The organism is Paenibacillus sp. FSL R5-0473 (genome assembly GCF_038004565.1).
Lineage (GTDB): Bacteria > Bacillota > Bacilli > Paenibacillales > Paenibacillaceae > Paenibacillus > Paenibacillus amylolyticus.
On record NZ_JBBORL010000001.1, the window covers coordinates 538016 to 558536 of the forward strand.

Annotated in this window: 15 protein-coding genes; 14 read left to right on the top strand and 1 reads right to left on the bottom strand. The window is 46.4% G+C overall.

Features of this window, described 5'->3' with window-relative positions; genetic code table 11:
- Positions 1–15 precede the first annotated feature (15 nt).
- From MKY28_RS02525 to MKY28_RS02535, 3 genes are read left to right on the top strand one after another with little or no spacing between them, the layout of a single operon-like run.
- Positions 16–975, top strand: coding sequence for a cation diffusion facilitator family transporter (locus MKY28_RS02525; protein ID WP_340934701.1), 960 nt, complete (start codon positions 16–18; stop codon positions 973–975).
- 40 nt (positions 976–1015) lie between these two features.
- The gene (gene recJ, locus MKY28_RS02530; protein ID WP_036616889.1) at positions 1016–3424 is read left to right on the top strand and encodes a single-stranded-DNA-specific exonuclease RecJ; all 2409 of its coding nucleotides are present in this window, start codon (positions 1016–1018) and stop codon (positions 3422–3424) included.
- A gap of 37 nt (positions 3425–3461) precedes the next feature.
- Positions 3462–3974, top strand: coding sequence for an adenine phosphoribosyltransferase (locus MKY28_RS02535; protein WP_017686780.1), 513 nt, complete (start codon positions 3462–3464; stop codon positions 3972–3974).
- Between the two features lie 152 nt (positions 3975–4126).
- Here the strand turns inward: MKY28_RS02535 and uraA are convergent, their stop codons facing one another.
- Entirely contained in the window at positions 4127–5443 is a 1317-nt protein-coding gene (gene uraA, locus MKY28_RS02540; RefSeq protein WP_340934704.1) for a uracil permease, read from the bottom strand.
- A gap of 373 nt (positions 5444–5816) precedes the next feature.
- Here uraA and MKY28_RS02545 point away from each other — a divergent pair, with 373 nt between their 5' ends.
- From MKY28_RS02545 to MKY28_RS02595, 11 genes are all read left to right on the top strand, one after another.
- Positions 5817–7994, top strand: coding sequence for a RelA/SpoT family protein (locus MKY28_RS02545; protein ID WP_036616894.1), 2178 nt, complete (start codon positions 5817–5819; stop codon positions 7992–7994).
- Between the two features lie 12 nt (positions 7995–8006).
- The gene (gene dtd, locus MKY28_RS02550; RefSeq protein WP_047844082.1) at positions 8007–8468 is read left to right on the top strand and encodes a D-aminoacyl-tRNA deacylase; all 462 of its coding nucleotides are present in this window, start codon (positions 8007–8009) and stop codon (positions 8466–8468) included.
- Positions 8469–8544: 76 nt separating this feature from the next.
- On the top strand, positions 8545–8712 hold the full coding sequence (locus MKY28_RS02555) for a hypothetical protein (protein ID WP_017686784.1): 168 nt from the start codon (positions 8545–8547) through the stop codon (positions 8710–8712).
- A 266-nt stretch (positions 8713–8978) separates the two neighbouring features.
- Complete coding sequence (locus MKY28_RS02560) at positions 8979–9485, top strand: type 1 glutamine amidotransferase domain-containing protein (RefSeq protein ID WP_036616900.1); 507 nt, start codon at positions 8979–8981, stop codon at positions 9483–9485.
- A 104-nt stretch (positions 9486–9589) separates the two neighbouring features.
- On the top strand, positions 9590–10036 hold the full coding sequence (locus MKY28_RS02565) for a hypothetical protein (protein WP_036616903.1): 447 nt from the start codon (positions 9590–9592) through the stop codon (positions 10034–10036).
- 631 nt (positions 10037–10667) lie between these two features.
- Entirely contained in the window at positions 10668–11936 is a 1269-nt protein-coding gene (locus tag MKY28_RS02570; RefSeq protein ID WP_340934706.1) for an SEC-C metal-binding domain-containing protein, read from the top strand.
- A gap of 822 nt (positions 11937–12758) precedes the next feature.
- Entirely contained in the window at positions 12759–14012 is a 1254-nt protein-coding gene (hisS, locus tag MKY28_RS02575; RefSeq protein ID WP_340934707.1) for a histidine--tRNA ligase, read from the top strand.
- A 213-nt stretch (positions 14013–14225) separates the two neighbouring features.
- Entirely contained in the window at positions 14226–16004 is a 1779-nt protein-coding gene (gene aspS / locus MKY28_RS02580; RefSeq protein ID WP_036616911.1) for an aspartate--tRNA ligase, read from the top strand.
- An 18-nt stretch (positions 16005–16022) separates the two neighbouring features.
- The gene (locus MKY28_RS02585; protein ID WP_076320351.1) at positions 16023–16781 is read left to right on the top strand and encodes a tRNA threonylcarbamoyladenosine dehydratase; all 759 of its coding nucleotides are present in this window, start codon (positions 16023–16025) and stop codon (positions 16779–16781) included.
- 434 nt (positions 16782–17215) lie between these two features.
- Complete coding sequence (locus MKY28_RS02590) at positions 17216–18514, top strand: NCS2 family permease (protein ID WP_340934708.1); 1299 nt, start codon at positions 17216–17218, stop codon at positions 18512–18514.
- A 73-nt stretch (positions 18515–18587) separates the two neighbouring features.
- Positions 18588–20366, top strand: a complete 1779-nt coding sequence (locus MKY28_RS02595; protein ID WP_340934709.1) for an ABC transporter ATP-binding protein — start codon at positions 18588–18590, stop codon at positions 20364–20366.
- The last annotated feature ends 155 nt before the right edge of the window (positions 20367–20521 follow it).

Below are 20521 nucleotides of genomic sequence, written 5' to 3' on the forward strand. Positions count from 1 at the left end.
TAAGGGGGAATATTCATGACCAGAGAACATATCCCATCTGCTCAGGCTGCCACATGGAGCGGTATTGCCGGTAATATGGGACTTGCGGTGATCAAAGCGGGAGTCGGTTATATGGCAAACAGCAAATCATTGCTCGCTGACGGCTTGTATTCTGCTTCTGAAGCTGGTTCTGCCCTGGCTGGTCTCTTTCCCTCCAAGTCTGTACGCGATAAGAGCAAGGCTCGCAGGGGACGGTTTAAAGAACATTCAAGTGTTGCTAGACCCGGAATCTCAGTATTGTTATCTGTGCTGATTCTCATGGGTGGATTACAGCTTGCCATCTCCGCATTGGGCAGTCTCTCCGGAAGTGAACCGGAAGCACCCGGCAAGTCGGTACTTTTGGTGGCTGTTGCAGCTTTGGCTGTGAAAGAAGCGATTTTTCAATTTCAGTACAGATATTTCCGTAAACGAAACCAGTCTCAGGCGCTGGCTTATGCACAGCAACATCGCCGTGCACTCTATTGTTCGCTCACCGTGTTAATCGGCATTATAGGATCGATGGCTGGTAAAGAGACGGGTTTGAGCATGCTGCTCTACCTGGACCCCACGGCTGCGTTGATTGCTTCCTGTTTTGTGCTTCACAAGGGTTACCGAATGATTGTGGACACGGTATATGGTTCACTCGTTCAGGAACTGGAGCAGGAAGAAGCGTCAGATTTCAAAGAGACCGTACAGCGGGTATATGGCATCATTACCATTGAGCATTTGGTTGCACGTGAACAGGAACACGACGTTACGATTGAGCTGGTCATTAGTGTGAACCCGAGAATCTCAATACTGGAAGCACAGGAGATTGCTAATCGGGCCAAGACTCTACTGCTCACCCGTTTCAGTCATGTGAAAGAAGTACAGATTCAAGCGATACCTTATGATCCAGGTTATCCCTATAAATCCAATCATGAACTGCCCGATCACGAAGCGACATTAATTCAGTAGTGAAGCGCGGGTCCAGTAGATCAGGAAAGGAGCGTTATCATTGCTTTATTCGCAATACCGGTGGAATACACCGAATATCGATTTGGAGGCGGCTGCGGGACTCTCGCAGGCGCTTTCCGTTTCACCCCTTGTTGGACGTTTGCTTGTGAGTCGAGGAGTGCACAATGAGAAGGAGGCCGAACGTTTTTTGCATCCTGACCTGAATCAGATGCATGATCCCTATCTGCTCCTCGGCATGAATGAAGCTGTGCCACGTATCAAGCTGGCATTGGAGCGGGAAGAACATATTTTGATCTACGGGGATTATGACGCTGATGGCGTATCCAGCACATCGCTCATGATCCATTTGATGCGTCATCTTGGGGCTTCGTACGATATATATATCCCTCATCGCTCGAATGAAGGGTATGGATTGCACAACCATGCATTGGATTGGGCCCATCAACAAGGCGTTTCATTGATTATTACCGTGGACACCGGAATCAGTGCTGTTGAACAGATTGCCTATGCGGCCACGCTGGGCATCGAAGTCATTGTGACAGATCACCACGAGCCGCCTGAAATTTTGCCCGAAGCCTTTACACTTATTAATCCGAAACTTCCAGGATGCCCGTATCCTTTTAAAGGTTTGGCAGGAGCGGGAGTAGCCTTGAAGCTCGCTCAGGCATTAATCGGGGAAGTGCCCGGTGAATGGATGGAGATTGCCGCCATCGGCACCGTTGCCGATCTGATGCCTTTGGAAGGGGAGAACCGGGTTATTGTCAGTTATGGAATAGAATCGATGCGTGGTTCACGTCTTCCCGGTGTAAGTGCATTGCTGGAAATCAGTGGGGTGGATCAGAGTCAGGTGACTTCAATTAATATTGCCTTTGCCATGGCACCTCGTATTAATGCCAGTGGACGTTTGGATCATGCGGGGAGAGCGGTATCGCTTCTCACCACCGAGAATCTGGATGAAGCTCATACGCTTGCGGGCCAGCTTGATCTATTGAATCGGGAGCGGCAGCAAGTCGTAGAGGGCATATTACAAGAAGCAACTGCACAGTTGGAACAAAAGATACAGCTTCGTTCAGGATCCGTTCCAGATGTAATCGTATTGGCTGGTGAGGGGTGGAACGTTGGAGTGGTTGGTATTGTGGCTTCCAAATTGCTGGAGCGTTATTACCGACCTACACTTATCCTTGGGATCGATCCAGAGAGCGGTGTCTGCAAGGGCTCTGCACGCTCCATTGAGGGCTTGGATATCTATCAGGCACTCACAGTCAATAAACACACTATGGACCATTACGGGGGACACCCTGCTGCAGCAGGTATGACCTTGCATAGGGAACAGTTGGAAGAACTTGAGGCTGGTTTGAATGAGTTTGCTGCATCTGTATTAACTGAAGAGGACTTTGTACCTCAACGTCTTGCGGATGATGAATGCAGAATCAGTGATGTTCCGCTGAAAGTGATCCAGGAGATCGACAGATTGCAGCCTTTTGGAATGAGCAATCCTTCGCCACGGTTTGTATTGAGAAGTGTGACTGTGAAGGAAACCAGAACGATGGGACGAGAGAAACGCCATCTGAAACTGGTTCTGGAACAGGATGGTCAGCAACTGGAAACCGTCGCTTTTGGCAAGGGAGCGTTAGCAGAGTTTCTTCTCCCAGGTTCCGTTATTGATGTGATGGGAGAACTGTCCATCAATGAATGGAATGGGATGAGAAAACCTCAATTGATGCTTCAGGACATTCATGTTCCTCAGGTCCAAGTGTTTGATTTGCGCGGTAATGCCGAGCCATTAAATGCGATGAAACATTTCTTGAGCTCACTTGAGGTGCATCTGCGATATAAATCTGGTTCTGTTGGTGCTATTGTTCGGAAAGAAACAGATGTTTCCGAGGGAAATTCATTGTATGAACCTTGCCTTTGGGTATATGATAGAAAGGTCGGGTTATTTCCGTGTAATGCTGCTGCACAGCATTATGGACAGGAACAAGTCCGGACGTTATTTGTGTTTGATACGCCGGAAACCCCGGAACAACTTAATGCCATGCTGGCTTTGTTCAGTGGAGCTGAGAATATCATCCTTCTGCACGGATCAGGCAACCGCCGAGATCGCCTTCAGATGCCTTCCAGAGAACTCTTTAAGCGTATTTATATGCAGGTGTTGAAATGGAAAGCTGAACCCGTGGAGGAACAAGAGATTACTCCTGTGCTCAGTCGTCAGTGTGGTTGTTCACCGCGCATGATTACGATGATGTTGGATGTATTCGAAGAGTTATCCTTCATTACCCGTGATAACGGCAAAATTGCGTTTGTGGATAACCCGCCTAAGCGTGAACTAACCGCTTCACGTCACTATCAGGCGCTCGAAAATATGGCCGAGATAGAACAGGTGATGCTGGATGCAGCCACACCGCAACTGACACAATGGATGATATCCCGGATGAAGGGCGTATCTTAGATGGAAGTTTGTGTATTTATTTTAGGAGGAGATTATTTTGGATTTTAAAGATTATATTCGTGTCATTCCTGACTTTCCACAACCGGGAATCAGCTTTAAGGACATTACAACATTGTTGAAGGATGGAGAAATGTACCGCAATGCGATCAATGAACTGAAAGTGATGGTTTCTGATCTCAAAATTGACGTTATTGCTGGACCTGAAGCACGTGGTTTCGTTGTGGGCGCCCCTCTGGCATACGCTCTTGGTGTCGGTTTTGCTCCGATTCGCAAAAGTGGAAAACTGCCTGGAGAGACGATTGAAGTTGGTTATGATCTCGAGTATGGCAAGGATACACTCGCGATGCACACAGATGCGATTGAAAAAGGTCAAAATGTCCTGATCGCAGATGATCTGCTCGCAACGGGTGGAACGATTGCAACTTCCATCAACTTGATTGAACAATTGGGTGGAAAAGTTGTCGGAGCTGCCTTCCTGATTGAGCTGTCTGATCTGAATGGTCGTGCTAAATTGCCAGAAATCGATGTATTCACATTGATGAATTATTAAGCTGAAATCTCCACATGTACCGCTGTGATGAAACATGAATTGTTTTTCCGTTTCCCGGGAAATAATATACAGCATTAATGATTATCAAAAAGCCTGTTCTTCCAACCGTAAGGTTAGGGAGAACAGGCTTTTTGATGTGTATACGATGGAAGTTAATCGGGCATTTTTTCAGTGATAGGCTGTTTACGTGAATCGTCATTCAACCAACCCAGCACTTCAAACAGTTTGAACAACAAGCTCATCAGGATTCCGACGATGGTTGCCAATGCCATCCCTTTCAGATGAACGCCGTAGAAGGTAACTTCTGTACCACTCAGTCCGATGACCAATACAAGTGTAGTAAGCAGCAGATTGGTCGGTTTGGCAAAATCGACTTTCTGTTCAACCAGAATACGCAGACCAGATGCTGCAATAACCCCGAACAGAAGCAGGGATACGCCACCCATAACTGGCACAGGAATATTGGCTACAAGCGCCGAGAATGTTCCTGAGAAGGAGAGTACGATTGCAATGACTGCTGCGCCACCAATGACATATGTGGAGTATACGCGAGTCAGGGCCATTACACCGATGTTCTCACCATAGGTTGTATTGGGAGTAGATCCTACAAACCCGGACAGAATGGTGGAGACCCCATTACCAAGCAGGGAACGATGAAGCCCAGGGTCTTTCGAAAGATCTTTGCCTACAATGCTGCTCGTTACAAGCAAATGTCCAATATGTTCAACGATAACCACAAGCGCTACAGGTAAAATGGTGAAAATAACGGACCAGTCAAATGTAGGCGTTGTTACGGTTGGTAGTGAGATGAAATCAGCGTTTCCAATAGCCTGTTTATCAACCAGACCCATAGAATAGCCAAGGATATAACCGACTACAATACCGATTAGAATATGAATGATTTTGGGGAATCCACGGAACGTTACGGCACCAATTACTGTGATTCCCAATGTGACCATGGACAAAATAATTGGCTTGGCTTGAGGTGCCCAGTTGGGATATTTAAGGACATCAGGATTAATCAGACCTGCCATTCCTGCAGCCACGGGTACAAGCTCCAGACCGATCAGGGCAACAATAGCACCCATAACCGCTGGTGGGAATACAACGTTGATCCATCCTGTTCCAGCATATTTAATAATTAAAGCCACCAGGCAGAACACAAGTCCTGTTATGATAAAAGCTCCAAGTGCCATGGAGTAGCCGTTCTCTGGATGTGTTTTCAATACTGAAGTGACAGGAGCAATAAAGGCAAAGCTGGACCCGAGATATGCAGGGATCTTTCCTTTACACATCAGTATGTACAACAGTGTTCCAATCCCGTTCATCAGCAGGATCATACTTGGATCAACACCAAACAGGTTTGGTACAAGTACTGTACTGCCAAACATGGCGAACAAATGCTGAAGGCTAAGCAGTGAACCTGAGCCAAGTGGCATCTTTTGATTAACCTGAATTTCGCGTTGCAATGAATTTCATCTCCTTTTCCGAAACACAAACTTTCAATAGATTACAGAGTTTCTCTTAATTAATCAATAACATTTTTGACGTAACAGAGCGATAGAATTAATATTTTCATGAATTTTCCTTCTATTTCAGCAAATAACGGCAATAATACATAAGAAATAAGAAATACATCCAATCCCCTGTGAGTCATAGGGAAACGAGATAGAAGTAATTCAGATCACCAATATAAAAATTGGATAAGCGCTCTTATTCGTCAGCAGTTGACGGGAAACGGGCGAAGCGTCATAATTATAGGAAATTACTTTTACGGGGAACCTGTGTTGCAGCACTGTCACGGGTTCCATTTGGTATAGAAAGGACACGGAACAGATCAGAATGGGCATAGAGCAATTACTCGAGAAGGCCGGGGCATATATCAAAGAACCCGATCTGGTGCGCATACGAGAAGCTTACGAATTTGCTGATCAGGCCCACCATGGACAGACGCGAAAATCGGGAGAACCGTATATTCTGCATCCGCTTGCGGTTGCCGACATTGTTGTGAACATGCAGATGGACACCATCTCCATAATAGCAGCGCTTCTTCATGATGTAGTAGAGGATACTACGGTCTCACTTGAAGAGATCCGCAATCATTTCGGCAATACGTGTGCCATGCTTGTTGACGGCTTGACGAAGCTGGAACGTATTCAGTTTCGCTCCAAGGAAGAACAGCAGAACGAGAACTACCGCAAAATGTTCATCGCCATGGCGCAGGACATCCGTGTCATCGTGATTAAATTGGCTGACCGTCTGCATAATATGCGGACACTCAAGTTTCAGTCGGAAGAAAGCCAGCGCCGGATTTCATATGAGACGCTGGAAATTTTCTGTCCGATTGCAAACCGTTTGGGTATCTCTGCAATCAAATGGGAAATGGAGGACATCGCCCTCCGTTATTTGAATCCGCAGCAGTATTACCGAATTGCTAACCTCATGCACAAAAAACGTGCAGAACGTGAGCAATATATTGATACGGTTATGGATGGAATTACGAACAAGCTCGATGAGATGGGAATTCAGGCAGACCTTTCGGGCCGCCCGAAACATATCTACAGCGTGTTCAAGAAAATGACCACCAAAAACAAGCAGTTTAACGAAATTTATGATCTGCTTGCCATTCGTATTATTGTGGATAATATCAAGGATTGTTATGCTACCCTGGGAATTATACACACGCTATGGAAACCGATGCCTGGACGCTTCAAAGACTACATTGCGATGCCAAAGGCGAATATGTATCAATCGCTGCATACAACGGTAGTTGGTCCCAATGGCGAACCAACAGAAGTACAGATCCGGACATGGGATATGCACCGGACTGCTGAATTTGGTATTGCTGCCCACTGGGCCTACAAAGAAGGCGCTGCGAACGGAAATCATTTTGAAGACAAGATTACGTTCTTCCGTGAAATTCTTGAACTTCAAAACGAAGCACAGGATGCATCAGAATTCGTAGAGTCACTCAAAATGGATTTCTTCTCGGATCTGGTATTTGTATTTACGCCAAAAGGAGAAGTCATCGAATTGCCAATCGGCTCTGTTCCTTTGGATTTTGCTTATCGAATCCATACGGAGGTTGGTAATCGGACCATTGGTGCCAAAGTAAACGGTCGGATTGTTCCGCTCGATTATCATCTGAAGACAGGTGATATCATCGAAATTTTGACGTCCAAACATTCTTACGGACCGAGCCAGGACTGGATGAAAATTGCGAAATCTTCTCATGCACGAGCGAAGATCAAGCAATGGTTCAAGAAGGAACGCCGTGAAGAAAACGTTGAAAAAGGTCGGGAGAGCTGTGAGCGTGAACTGAAGCGCATGGGGCTTGATCCTTCTGCGTGGATGACGGATGACAAGTTGATGGAAGCTGCCAAAAAATATGCGTTTAACGATATTGATGACATGCTTGCGGCTGTTGGATTCGGTGGGATTACTGCTGCACAGATTGTAACCAAAGCAACCGAAAAACTGCGTAAAGAGCAGGAAGAGTCCAGTTTGCTGGAATTAAATTCCGAGATGCGCGAGCTGAAACCTGCGCCTGAGCGCAGAAATCGTCCAACCAACGGTATTCGTGTCAAAGGCATCGATAATCTGCTTGTTCGATTCGCACGATGCTGTAATCCTGTACCTGGGGATGACATTATCGGATATGTTACACGCGGACGCGGCGTTTCCGTACACCGTAGTGACTGTCCGAATATTCCGACAAGTGCAGACGGAGAAGAAGCAGCACGTGTTATTGAGGTCGAGTGGGAAGAGAATATCGAAGCAAGTTACAGTGTGGATATTGAGATTACAGGCCATGATCGGAATGGCTTGCTCAACGAGGTACTTCAGGCTGTATCTGAAAGTAAAACCAACATATCTGCCGTTACAGGACGGACAGATAAAAATAAATTAGCATTGGTGCACGTCACAATTCTGATTCGTAATACGGATCATCTGCAATCCGTTGTAGAACGGATCAAACGTGTGAAAGATGTCTATTCGGTGCATCGGATTATGCAGTAAGGAGCCTGTAAGATGAGGGTGCTTGTACAACGCTGTAAAGAGGCTCAGGTGACCGTGGGAGACGAGCTGACAGGTAAGATCCAGTCCGGATTAATGCTGCTCGTAGGCATTACCCATGAGGACACCGAGAAGGATGCCCAGTATCTGGCTGACAAAGTTAGTGGGTTGCGGATATTTGAGGATGATCAGGAGAAGATGAATCTCAGTCTGCTTGATGTAGGCGGTGCTGTATTGTCTGTTTCCCAGTTCACCCTGTACGGAGATTGTCGCAAAGGAAAGCGTCCGAGCTTTGCGGCTGCGGCCCGACCTGAAGCGGCAGAACTGTTATATGAAACGTTTAATCAACTGCTACGGGATAAAGGTATCCAGGTTGAAACCGGGCGTTTCGGAGCGATGATGGATGTAACATTTACCAACTGGGGACCCGTGACTTTGATGCTTGAAAGTCCGGTTCGTCAGGAACCACGTGCATAATTCCATGGGGTTCAGGCCATAATAAGGGATAATTCGTTGATGACCATTTCATGATCAAAGGAGTATCCATCCAATTATGCGCCAATCTGCGAAAGAAACACGTACCCGTTCAGAACCTTTGTTACTCCCTGGCAACCTGTATGAATCATTGCACCTTGCCCGTTCGGCTGCTGAGTATGTTGCAACGATCTGGGCACTTCAGGATTCGGACAAAGGGAAGCAGAGTCATCTTCCGCGATCTTGAATGTCTACACAGGGATATAAACATCCGATATTTGGATTATACAGATTTTGAAAAAGTCCTGATTCCTTCCCGAATCAGGACTTTTTGTCGTGAGTTGATCTTTTTAACTATTCGTTTGAAGACTTCGTTACAAAATGAAATTACATTGAATTGTTATAAATTGCTCTGGTGAGGGTAATAACAAAACGAGGCACAACGAAGTGCCAATGTACTGCAAGACCCGATTTTATAAAGAAAGTTCGAACACGGAAAGGAGAACATACGTTATGAGTAAAGTTGCTTTTTTATTGGCGAATGACTTTGAAGATTCGGAGATGCAGGTCCCGTATGACGAAGTAAAAAAAGCTGGACATGAAGTGGAGATTATCGGATTAAAAGCCGGTGAGACCCTTAAAGGTAAAGGAGGAAAGGCCTCCTATACCACAGATAAGGCGATTGGTGATGCATCCGCTTCAGATTATGATGCAGTCGTGATTCCTGGTGGATCATCCCCTGAGAATTTGCGAAGTGATGCGCACATCTTGAAATTTGTCACCGAGATCAACAGTGCGAAGAAACCAATTGCTGCGATCTGTCATGGTCCGCAAATTTTGGCTAGTGCCGGTCTCTTGAAAGGCCGTACCATTACATCCTATCCACCACTTAAGGATGATATGGTAAACGCAGGAGCAGAGTTCAAGGATCATGAGGCCGTTGTGGATGGAAACTATATTACATCCCGAACACCTGAAGATGAGCCAGCGTTTGTACGTGAACTGCTAAAAGTTATATAACTTCAGCCAGTACAACTGACATACATTGATGTATCTTAACTACGTTACATCGTGACGTTTACAAACTTCACGTTGCATTTCATTCCGAAAAAGGAGGGTTTGACATGACAAAACATATTCAGGCGTATTTTCGAACCGAGGACGAGGCAGAGGGAGCAAGAACTTCACTTCAGACGTTCCGTACAGAGCATTTGGAAGTAGGTCAACTGGACAGTGCGGTAGGTAGAGACACGCGTGTTATGGTGCCACTGGTGCCTTATAATACAGCAGGTGGCGTAGGCACCAACGGAGCAATGGGTGTAGGTGCAGCCCCTGGTGTTCCAGCTAGCGAAAATGTGATCCCTGTAGTAGCCAATGTGGACCGTGATGCAGAACGGGATACTCGTGACAGAGTGAATGAGGATGGAGACCTGCTGAATGCTGCAGATGTGTCTTCGGCCGATTATGATGATCTGCATTATGTTCTGTCTGCCAAAGTAAGAGATGAGGATTATGACGAGATTGTTCATAAGCTTCGTTCCAACCATGCCTATGTGGAAGATTTGAATTAACGTGTAGATACTTCTTGGCCCTTGCACTGCTCGACCACACAGTCGAGTGATGTGCAAGGGCTTTTTAATCAGGAGGATATTAAAAAACTAATTTATAAAGCGCTATCATTTTTGTAATATTACTGTAATATTAGATACATAAGCCTTTAACATAGTGGGCTTATAATAACACACATGACCCCCTTTTTTTATATATCCTTTGAGCCTGCACACCGTGTGCAGGCTATTTTTTTGAGCTGAGAATGTGTATGTTTTGGGTAGAGCTTACCCCTTTATTCAATTTTTGCTAGAATAGAGAGATGGGTTTATATATTCTACAGCGAATTGTTTTCATAGTTGGGCTACATTGGACGGTAAATCTAGCTCCAGTGATTGGGTTCAGGCGAATCCAATTCTATGACAGAGAGTATGAGGAACTCATCGCCAGAGTGATCCGTCATATTCCAGATGAAACATATACTCGCTGAAACGGCCCCGCCTTTTTTATATAAGTAAGGGGCAGCCGTTTCTGCTTGATCGATGGAATTTGAAAGTTATATAGAATGCCTCGTTTGAGAAATGACACCTACAATGCTAAAGCAACAGAGTTCTCATGCGAATGGCTAGAGACAGATTTAAGGGGGAATTAGTTTTGAGTAAGGTTGGAAGAAATGATTTATGCCCATGCGGTAGTGGGAAAAAATATAAGAAATGTTGTCTGAACAAGGAGTCCTCTGCAGTAGAATCCATACTGGGGATAATATCAAAGGAGCAACCGGTTCGGGAAGCCTCCATGCAGCCTGAGGGCAAACTGACCTTGACCAAGCTGAAAAAGATGGTGGCAAGCGATTTGAAATGGGAGCACCCGGCTCACGAACAGCTGGCCCTGCAGACTATTGAGAACATGAGGAACCAATACGAGCCCGAGGTAATTTTGGAAGCTCTGGTGTTATGGAACGGCTACTCCCGTCAGACCCGCCCTACTGTGAAGAAGACAGGCTCGTTCTCTGCTGCAATTGAGTATTTGCTGTCCGAGGAATACGGCTTCAATGTCACAAAGGCTGAGCTGGCTGATAAATATGAGGTAACGACAGGCACGATCTCCCGGAAGGTTAAGGAGATGAATAGTTACATCGAAGAATACGGCATGGGCGGTGAAACGGACGAGCTATTGATGCTGAACGGTCCAGGCACATCGAAAGACAAAGCACAGGCTCTGCTGTCTAAGGCGAGGGAAGCGAGCTCTTCCAAACGGAGAGTACATCTGGCGGAAACAGCGCTGGAGATGTATCCTGACAGCTCTGATGCATATCTCATTTTGGCTGAGGAATCGGACAATGAGAATGATGCACGATCTTACCTCAAGGAAGGAATCGCTGCTGGCAAACGTGAACTGGGCGAACTATTCTTTGAGGAGAACAAAGGGGACTTCTGGGGGCTTCATGAGACTCGTCCCTATATCCGGATATGCAAAAGCTATGCCGAATCCTGCTGGTTTGGTGGAGATACGAAAGAAGCAGCACAGATCCTGGAGCATATGCTAGAGCTTAATACGGAAGACAATACCGGAGCACGTTACCTGCTCGCTGCTGTGTATCTGTACAGCAACCAATTGGAACAGGCAGGGCAATTGCTGGAGGAGTATGGAAGAGATGACGCCGCAGCGGCCTTTGCCTATGACAAGATCATTCTGGAGTATAAGAAAAACGGAATCACCTCCCAGCTCAAAATGCTGTATCGTGTAGCCCGGGGTGTGAACAAACATGTGCCTGATTACCTGTTGGGTTTGAAACGGCTGCCGCATAACCTCCCTGACTTTGTCGGCATGGGCGACTCCGACGAAGCGATTGAATATGTCATTATGCATTCCCGTTTATGGGCGAGCGCGCCGGATCTGTTGAAGTGGATGCTGCAACAATAGAGGAATAAGAAGCGAATAGAAGTTGGAATTCATATGATGAATCCAGCTTCTATTATCCGTGATTTCTGTCACTCCCCCACCCGGTGCAGTGTGTGAGTAAAATTTTTTAGAGCTATCTTTTCGTGTTAACCCTTGACTTTAGCACTGCGGTTCATTACAATCAGAAAATAATACGTTGACTATAGTCAATACAAGTCGATTTTTGAACTATATTACTGATTTGATGACGGGACCAAGTACTCCGTGCCCACATGACCAGAGAGGAATCCCCAGGCTGTAAGGATTCTCTTGATGAGCGGACGAATGACTTCCCCGAGAACAGACGGCGAACACAGCAGATATGATCTGTTGACCAGTAGCTGGCCTGCGCAGGACGTGCGTTACACGTAGAGCGGAATATCTGCTTGATCAGAATGCCTTGGGCAAACCTGAATCATCAGAGATCGCCTGAACGGCTAAAGTGTCAGGTTTCCGGAATGTGGGTGGTACCACGGGTGAATGTATATTACACAATCTCTCGTCCCTTTGTTTGCTGTATACACAGCGACAGGGCGAGGGATTTTTTTGTTATATAAGTTGATTTAAAAGAAATACACGAAAACGGAGATTGTAGAACCAAGCTGTAGAAGCGAAGCGTTCGCCTAAAAGCTTTCTGAAAGAAAGCTGCATCGGAAGCATATGCTATCCCCGGATTTCCACATTATAAAATTAATTCGAAAAATCTGGGGATAACAGCGATTGTAAGGTTGTTCTGCCCGCGCAGTGATCACGTGTAGAATTTTTTAACTTTTAGAGAAAAAAATCAATGCTGGAGGGATCAAGATGGCTTTTCAAAAACCGACTGGAACGCAGGACTTACTGCCTGGAGTTGTCGAGAAATGGCAGTACGTAGAAGAAAAAGCACGAGATCTGTGTCGACGGTTTAATTACCGTGAGATTCGTACACCGATCTTCGAACAGACTTCTTTATTTGTACGCGGTGTAGGAGAGACTACCGATATCGTTGAGAAAGAAATGTATACCTTTGATGACAAAGGCAATCGCAGCATGACTCTTCGTCCGGAGGGAACAGCAGGTGTTGTCCGTGCGTATGTGGAGAATAAAATCTACGGCGAACCGGATGTGAGCAAGCTCTATTACATCGGTCCGATGTTCCGGTACGAGCGTCCCCAGGCAGGCCGTCAGCGTCAGTTCCACCAGTTTGGTTTAGAAGCCATCGGTGCGCTGGACCCTGCGATTGATGCCGAAGTAATCGCACTAGGTTACCAGTTGTGCGTCGAGCTCGGCTTGAAGGATGTCAAAGTGGAGATCAACTCCGTTGGTAACTCAACCAGCCGTGCAGAATACCGCGAGACGTTACTTGGGTTCCTCAGACCGATGAAAGACAGCCTGTGTAAGGACTGTCAGTCCCGCATGGAGCGTAATCCGCTGCGTGTACTCGACTGTAAAGTCGATCAGGACAAATTCGTTGGGGCACCGTCCATACTGGATAGCCTGGATGAAGAGTCTTTGAATCACTTTGCCAAGCTGCAGGCATACCTGGATGATTTCGGTGTGGATTATGCTGTGAACAATCGTCTGGTACGGGGCTTGGATTATTACACGCTGACTGCTTTTGAATTAAAAGCCCAAGGTATTGGAGCAATAGATACGGTTGGCGGCGGTGGTCGGTACAATGGTCTGGTTGGAGATATTGGCGGACCTGATCAGCCGGGCATCGGCTTCGGTATTGGTCTGGAGCGTATTCAACTGATTCTGGAGCACCAAAACATTGAGGTTACTACGCTGGCTCCACTGGATGTATACTTTGTTGCTCTGGGAGAGGCTGCTGATCGTGAAGTGAACCGTCTGTTGTTCAAACTTCGTCAGTCTGGACTGTCTGGGGAACGTGATTATCTGGGCCGCAAGATGAAAGCACAGATGAAATCAGCTGACCGTTTCAAATCCCGCTACACTGCCATCCTTGGTGATGACGAGCTGGAGCGTGGTGAGATCGCCCTCAAGTCGATGGATACGGGTGAGCAACAAACCGTGAAGCTTGATGATCTGGTAGAGGCAATTCGCGAAGGTAAATAAGCACGAGGTGTTACATTAAATCTTAAACATTCAAGTAAAACAATTGATCCGGCAAAAGTACTGAGGTTCACCGACGTTTCCAATTAAGCGGAAGTTGGCGAGCCAGAGGTAACATGCCTTTTCGAATACATGATCTACACGTAACCGGACTGTTGAAGAGCAGGCACTAACTGCCCATACAGAACGGAAATTCACATAATGAGGAGTTTGGTTATGAAAAGAAGTCATCATTGCGGCGCATTAACACCCGCACACATCGGTGAAACAGTAACATTGAACGGTTGGGTTCAGACCCGCCGTGACTTGGGGGGCGTACTCTTCATCGACCTGCGTGATCGCAGCGGGATTGTACAAGTTGTCTTTAACCCGGCTTATTCCGGTGAAGCTCTGCAAATCGCAGATCGCGTACGTAGCGAGTATGTTATCGCTGTAACGGGTAAAGTTGTTAAACGTGATGCTGAAACAGTTAATAAAAACCTGCCTACTGGCGAAATTGAAGTTCAAATTACAGAAATCGAAGTGCTGAATGCAGCTAAAACACCTCCATTCTTCATTGAAGATGGTGTTGAAGTTGATGAATCCCTTCGTTTGAAATATCGTTACTTGGACCTGCGTCGTCCGGAAATGTTTGAAACATTGAAACTGCGTTCCAAAGCATCCAAAGTGTTCCGTGACTACCTGGATGGAGAAGAGTTCGTTGAAGTGGAAACACCGATCCTGACTAAGAGCTCCCCGGAAGGTGCGCGTGATTATCTCGTACCGAGCCGTGTGCATGAAGGTGAATTCTTCGCCTTGCCACAATCCCCACAAATCTACAAACAATTGCTGATGGTGGGTGGCGTTGAGCGTTATTATCAGATCGCTCGTTGTTTCCGGGATGAGGATCTGCGTGCAGACCGTCAACCAGAATTCACTCAAGTCGACATCGAAACGTCCTTCTTGCAACAGGATGACCTGCTGCCAATGATGGAAGAACTGATGGCCAAATTGCTGCGTGAAACGAAAGGTATTGAGCTGGAACTACCTTTCCAACGTATTACGTACGCAGATGCAATGGGCAAATACGGTTCAGACAAACCAGATCTGCGCTTCGGTATGGAACTGGTTGAAATGAACGATATCGTAGCGAACAGTGGTGTAAAAGTATTTGCTTCTGTCATCGAAAAAGGTGGAGAAGTGAAAGTGCTGAACGCTAAAGGCTGTGGCACATGGAGTCGTAAAGAGATCGATGATCTCGGACCATTTGCTGCACGTTACGGTGCGAAAGGTCTGGCTTGGATTCAAGTGAAAGACGGCGAGTTCAAAGGGCCAATCGTGAAGTTCTTCACGCCTGAAGAAATCGAAGCTGTCAAAGAACGTACTGGTGCTGAAGATGGCGACTTGTTGCTCTTCTCCGCAGACACTAAAAAAGTGGTTGCTGACGTTCTGGGCGCATTGCGTCTGAAAATCGGCCGTCAACTTGGACTGATCGATGACAGCAAATTCAAATTTGCTTGGGTTGTGGACTTCCCACTCCTCGGATATGATGAAGATGCGAAACGTTATGTGGCAGAACACCATCCCTTCACACGTCCAAAAGACGAAGATGTACATCTGTTCGACACTGATCCGGGTGCAATCCGTGCTCAAGCCTATGACCTTGTTCTCAATGGTTATGAAGTAGGTGGCGGTTCAATGCGTATCTACAAACGTGATGTTCAGGAGAAAATGTTTGCAGCCCTTGGACTTTCTACAGAAGTAGCGAATGAGAAATTCGGCTATCTGTTGGAAGCTTTCGAATATGGAACTCCACCGCATGGTGGTATTGCCTTTGGTCTGGACCGCCTCGTGATGTTGCTGGCGGGCCGCACAAATCTGCGTGAAACGATTGCCTTCCCGAAAACGGCAAGTGCAACGGATCTGCTCATGAATGCACCATCCGAAGTGGATGACTCACAATTGGAACAACTGCATATCCGCGTAGCCCGTAAACCGGTAGCGGAAAAGAAATAAAGGAGGCATCGATTCTCAATGCTCCATCAATTTTCAAGAACAGAACTTGCGATCGGACCGGAAGGTCTGGATACGTTGAAGAATAGTACAGTCGCTGTGCTTGGTATTGGCGGCGTAGGTGGTATTGCTGTAGAAGCTCTTGCCCGTAGCGGCGTTGGGCGCATCATCCTGATTGATAAAGACGTCGTGGACATCACCAACATTAACCGCCAGATTCATGCGCTGACCACGACAGTAGGGCAGAAAAAAGCGGATCTGATGGTGGAACGTGTGAAACTGATCAATCCGGAATGTGATGCGATTGCCCTGAATATGTTTTACACGGAAGAAACCTATGAGGAATTGTTCAAATATGAACTGGATTATGTGCTGGATGCATCCGACACGATTATCTACAAAATCCACCTCATTAAAGAGTGCCTCAAACGTAAAATTCCGATGATTTCCAGCATGGGTGCGGCGAATAAAATGGACCCTACGAAATTCCAGGTTGCAGATATTTCGAAAACGACCATGGACCCGATTGCCCGTGTTGTGCGTACGACACTTCGTAAAGACGGCATCAAAAAAGGTGTGAAAGTGGTCTTCTCGACTGAAAAGCCGATGAAACCGCGTGAGGACGTAACACAAAAAATCGTTCCCGAGAATGCTCCGGAAATTCGCAAGGCTAAACAACCGCCTGCGAGTAACTCATTTGTGCCTCCGGTAGCTGGACTGATCATGGTCAGTGTTGCGATTAAGGATTTGTTAGAGATTGCAGAGAACAAGCAGCAGTAACTTGCTGCCAACTGAAGAAGCGTGGATGCCGATAAGGCATCTGCGCTTTTTTGTGTGATCATACTTCGCAAGAGAGGAGCGGATGGGACGTCAATCGTCTATGATAGCCGAACTGTATCCTTAGATAAATGCCAGAGTTACGTCATGTACTTCAAAGTCAAAACCGTGTATGATATTCACTGCTGCGCGAAATGATGATACATACATAAAGAATTTGCGGCCATATAAGCTGAATAAGATTTACACAAGAACGAAGAGGACAGAAGAAACCTGAAGAAGCAGAGCGTTCGCCTTTATCACCGGATTCGTACATTTAAAAAATTTAAACAAAAAATCTGGGGATAACAGCGATCGGAAGGTTGTTCTGTCCGCGTAGTGGTGGAGTGTAAATACTCAGTTATTCAGCCTATATAGAGAGAGGGGAATAGAACGAAATGAAACACGGATGGATGACCAGACGTCTTGGCATGGAGCCAGGAGACCAGTGGAAGAAGGAAGTTGTGGCGGGAGCCATTTCCTATTTTGCCGTGGTCTATATCGTTATGGTCAATGCTACAATTCTTTCCGATGCCGGGATGCCTTTGCAGGCAGCTATGGTTGGAACACTGCTGACGTCCATTGCAGGATGTTTGCTCATGGCATTTGGCGGAAAATCACCGATTATCGTAGTACCCGGAATGGGGATTAATGCATTTTTTACGTATACACTTGTACATTCCATGAAATTAAGCTGGCAAGAAGCGCTGGCCGTTGTAACCGTTACAGGTGTACTGTTTGCCATTGTTGCGTTTACGTCACTATACAAAATGATCAGCGAAGCAATCCCGAAAAATCTGCAGCATGGCATTACGGTCGGGATTGGTTTGTTTCTGACATTTATCGGTTTGCAAAAAAGTGGAATCGTTATCGCACATCAGACCACGTTTGTTGCGATTGGGCATTTCAATGATCCCAATGTCATTACAGCCTGCGTTACGCTGGTGCTTGCCTTGATTTTATTTATACGTAACGTACAGGGTGGACTTCTGATCAGTATTCTGGTCGGGACAAGCCTTGCCTATGTACTTGGTGCAGTGAACCCGGGTGAGTCCGTATCAGCGATGGATGCGCTGCGTCAATACGGCGGCTTGTTTGGCGAATTATCTTTGATGAAACTGGCTGATGTCGCATTCTGGATCGCGGTATTTTTGCTACTGCTAATTGTGGTGTTCGAAAATATCGGATTAATTACGGCTCAGACACAGATGATTGGTCGTCCAGAGCGGTTCAAAGGTAGTCTGCGTGCTCTATCCATTAGCACCGTGCTGGCAGGTATATTCGGAAGTAGTCCTCCGGTTGCTGCAGCCGAGACTACAGCCGGAATTGCGGCAGGCGGTCGCACAGGTTTGACTCCGCTCGTTACAGCCGTGTTATTCGGAGCTACTTTTTTCTTCATCCCGCTCCTCGGTTACATTCCGGACAGTGCAATTGCGCCCATTTTGATCATTATTGGTGGCCTGATGGTACAAGGTGTGAAAGATATGGATTTTGGTGACTTCACAGAGGCATTTCCAGCATTTCTGATCATGGTCATGATTCCATTTACATATAGCATCGTGGACGGTATGGCGTTTGGATTTATTGCCTATCCATTAGCGAAGCTGGCAGCAGGTCAAGGTAAACAGGTGCCTGTGGTCATGTATGGCATTTCCATCCTCTTTTTAGCCAACTTTGTGTTGCATGGAGTTTTGTAATAACAAAAGGCAACGTCATGTAAGTTCATACGTATGATCTCTGGTGAGCAGATGGAGAACGGGAGGAACGGGAATGGAAGAGCAGCAACAAGCAGGGCAGAATGAACCGAAGGTAGGAAAAAAGGGATTTAAGGATTTCGTCAAGCTTATCGCCTCCACGAACCCGCCAAAACTGATCTTGATTCTGGCCCTCATCTTAACCCTGATTCAAACTACAGCCGGACTGATCGTGCCATTGATGACCAAAGGTCTGATTGATGGATTAACCACTTCGGCATTGAACAAATCTGTTATTTTGTTATTGCTTGGGGCATTTGTGATTCAGGCAATTGCCTCGGGTATTAGCATTTATATGTTAAATTACGCCGGACAACGCGTGGTCGCAACACTTCGCACCAAGCTGTGGAACAAGGTATTGTCACTGCGAATGCCATATTTCGATCGGAATCGTACAGGCGATACGATGAGCCGGATTACGAATGATACAAGCCAGATCATGACGTTGATCGCGGATTATCTGGTTTCCTTTGTATCCAACATCGTTGCTGTTGTGGGTGGCGTGGCATTACTATTTTACTTGGATTGGGTGATGTCGCTCATTATTCTGAGTCTGGTGCCGCTTACGCTGTTGATTCTGTTGCCGGTCGGGAAGAAAATGTACAAGATCTCCAAGAAGCAGCAGGATGAGATGGCAGGTCTTACGTCTGTGCTCAGTCAGGTTATTGGCGAGATCCGCTTGGTGAAAGCTTACGGAACGGAGAAACAGGAAGTGGAAGCAGGAGATTCCCGGATTCGTAAAATGTTTGCTTTTGGCTTGCAGGAAGCGCGCATTCTTGCTCTGATCGGTCCTTTGTTTACATTTGTCATGACTGCCGTACTGGTCGTTATTCTGGGTGTGGGGGGAATGCGCGTAGCGTCTGGACTGTTGTCGCCTGGTGAACTGGTTGCGTTCATTTTACTGTTGTTCCAGGTCATTATGCCAATGGGACAATTCACGACCTTATACTCCCGTTTGCAAAAAGTCGTCGGTGCAACGGAGCGCATACAAGCGATCCTTGCCGATGAGGAAGAGCCACATGACAGCACTAAGGTAGCGCCAAAAGGAAATGAGACGATTGCATTCCATGATGTACATTTTTCCTATGTTACAGGTGAGGAAGTGTTGCACGGAATCAATTTGACGGTACCTACACAAAAAGTGACAGCCATTGTCGGTCCAAGCGGTAGCGGCAAATCAACACTGTTCTCTTTGATGGAGCAGTTTTATATGCCCGATTCAGGCCATATTTCATATGGGGGACAAGCCATAACAGATTATTCTTTGGCCTCCTGGCGCAGCAAGATTGGGTATGTATCTCAGGAAAGTCCACTTATGGCGGGTACGATCAAAGACAACATCACGTACGGATTAGGTCGTGAGGCCACGATGGATGAGATAAGGCGAGCTGCTGAGATGGCCTATTCTGCCGACTTTATCGACAAGCTGCCACAGGGCTATGACACGGAAGTGGGCGAGAGAGGAATCAAGTTATCCGGGGGCCAACGTCAGCGGATTGCTATTGCTCGTGCCTTACTGCGCAGTCCGGATATTCTTATGTTGGATGAAGCGACATCCAGTCTGGACAGTACCTCAGAGTATGAAGTACAACAGGCTTTGTCCAACCTGATGGAAGGAAGAACTACGATCGTGATCGCGCACCGATTGTCCACAGTGGTGGATTCCGATCAGATTGTTGTATTGGAGCATGGACATGTTACCGGAACAGGAACGCATACGGAATTAATTAGCAATCATCCGGTATACCGTGAGTTAGCTCAAAAACAGTTTGTGGCACAGGAAGGACAAGGTTGAAATCAGAAATAAATTGACTACTATTTCAAAAGATAAGATTCAAATATAGTTCAACTTAAGACCGTTGTTCATTCGTTCAGTACGAGCGTGAGCAACGGTTTTCTTTAATGAGATCACCAGGCTGCTGTAGCTTTTTACACATCAATATGATATAG

Bases quoted from the DNA above. Each gene is read 5' to 3' on its own strand.
- hisS (WP_340934707.1), top strand. From the start codon at position 12,759: ATGGCTTTTCAAAAACCGACTGGAACGCAGGACTTACTGCCTGGAGTT.
- MKY28_RS02560 (WP_036616900.1), top strand. From the start codon at position 8,979: ATGAGTAAAGTTGCTTTTTTATTGGCGAATGACTTTGAAGATTCGGAG.
- MKY28_RS02545 (WP_036616894.1), top strand. From the start codon at position 5,817: ATGGGCATAGAGCAATTACTCGAGAAGGCCGGGGCATATATCAAAGAA.
- MKY28_RS02565 (WP_036616903.1), top strand. From the start codon at position 9,590: ATGACAAAACATATTCAGGCGTATTTTCGAACCGAGGACGAGGCAGAG.
- MKY28_RS02585 (WP_076320351.1), top strand. From the start codon at position 16,023: ATGCTCCATCAATTTTCAAGAACAGAACTTGCGATCGGACCGGAAGGT.
- MKY28_RS02555 (WP_017686784.1), top strand. From the start codon at position 8,545: ATGCGCCAATCTGCGAAAGAAACACGTACCCGTTCAGAACCTTTGTTA.
- MKY28_RS02590 (WP_340934708.1), top strand. From the start codon at position 17,216: ATGAAACACGGATGGATGACCAGACGTCTTGGCATGGAGCCAGGAGAC.
- MKY28_RS02595 (WP_340934709.1), top strand. From the start codon at position 18,588: ATGGAAGAGCAGCAACAAGCAGGGCAGAATGAACCGAAGGTAGGAAAA.
- aspS (WP_036616911.1), top strand. From the start codon at position 14,226: ATGAAAAGAAGTCATCATTGCGGCGCATTAACACCCGCACACATCGGT.
- MKY28_RS02525 (WP_340934701.1), top strand. From the start codon at position 16: ATGACCAGAGAACATATCCCATCTGCTCAGGCTGCCACATGGAGCGGT.
- dtd (WP_047844082.1), top strand. From the start codon at position 8,007: ATGAGGGTGCTTGTACAACGCTGTAAAGAGGCTCAGGTGACCGTGGGA.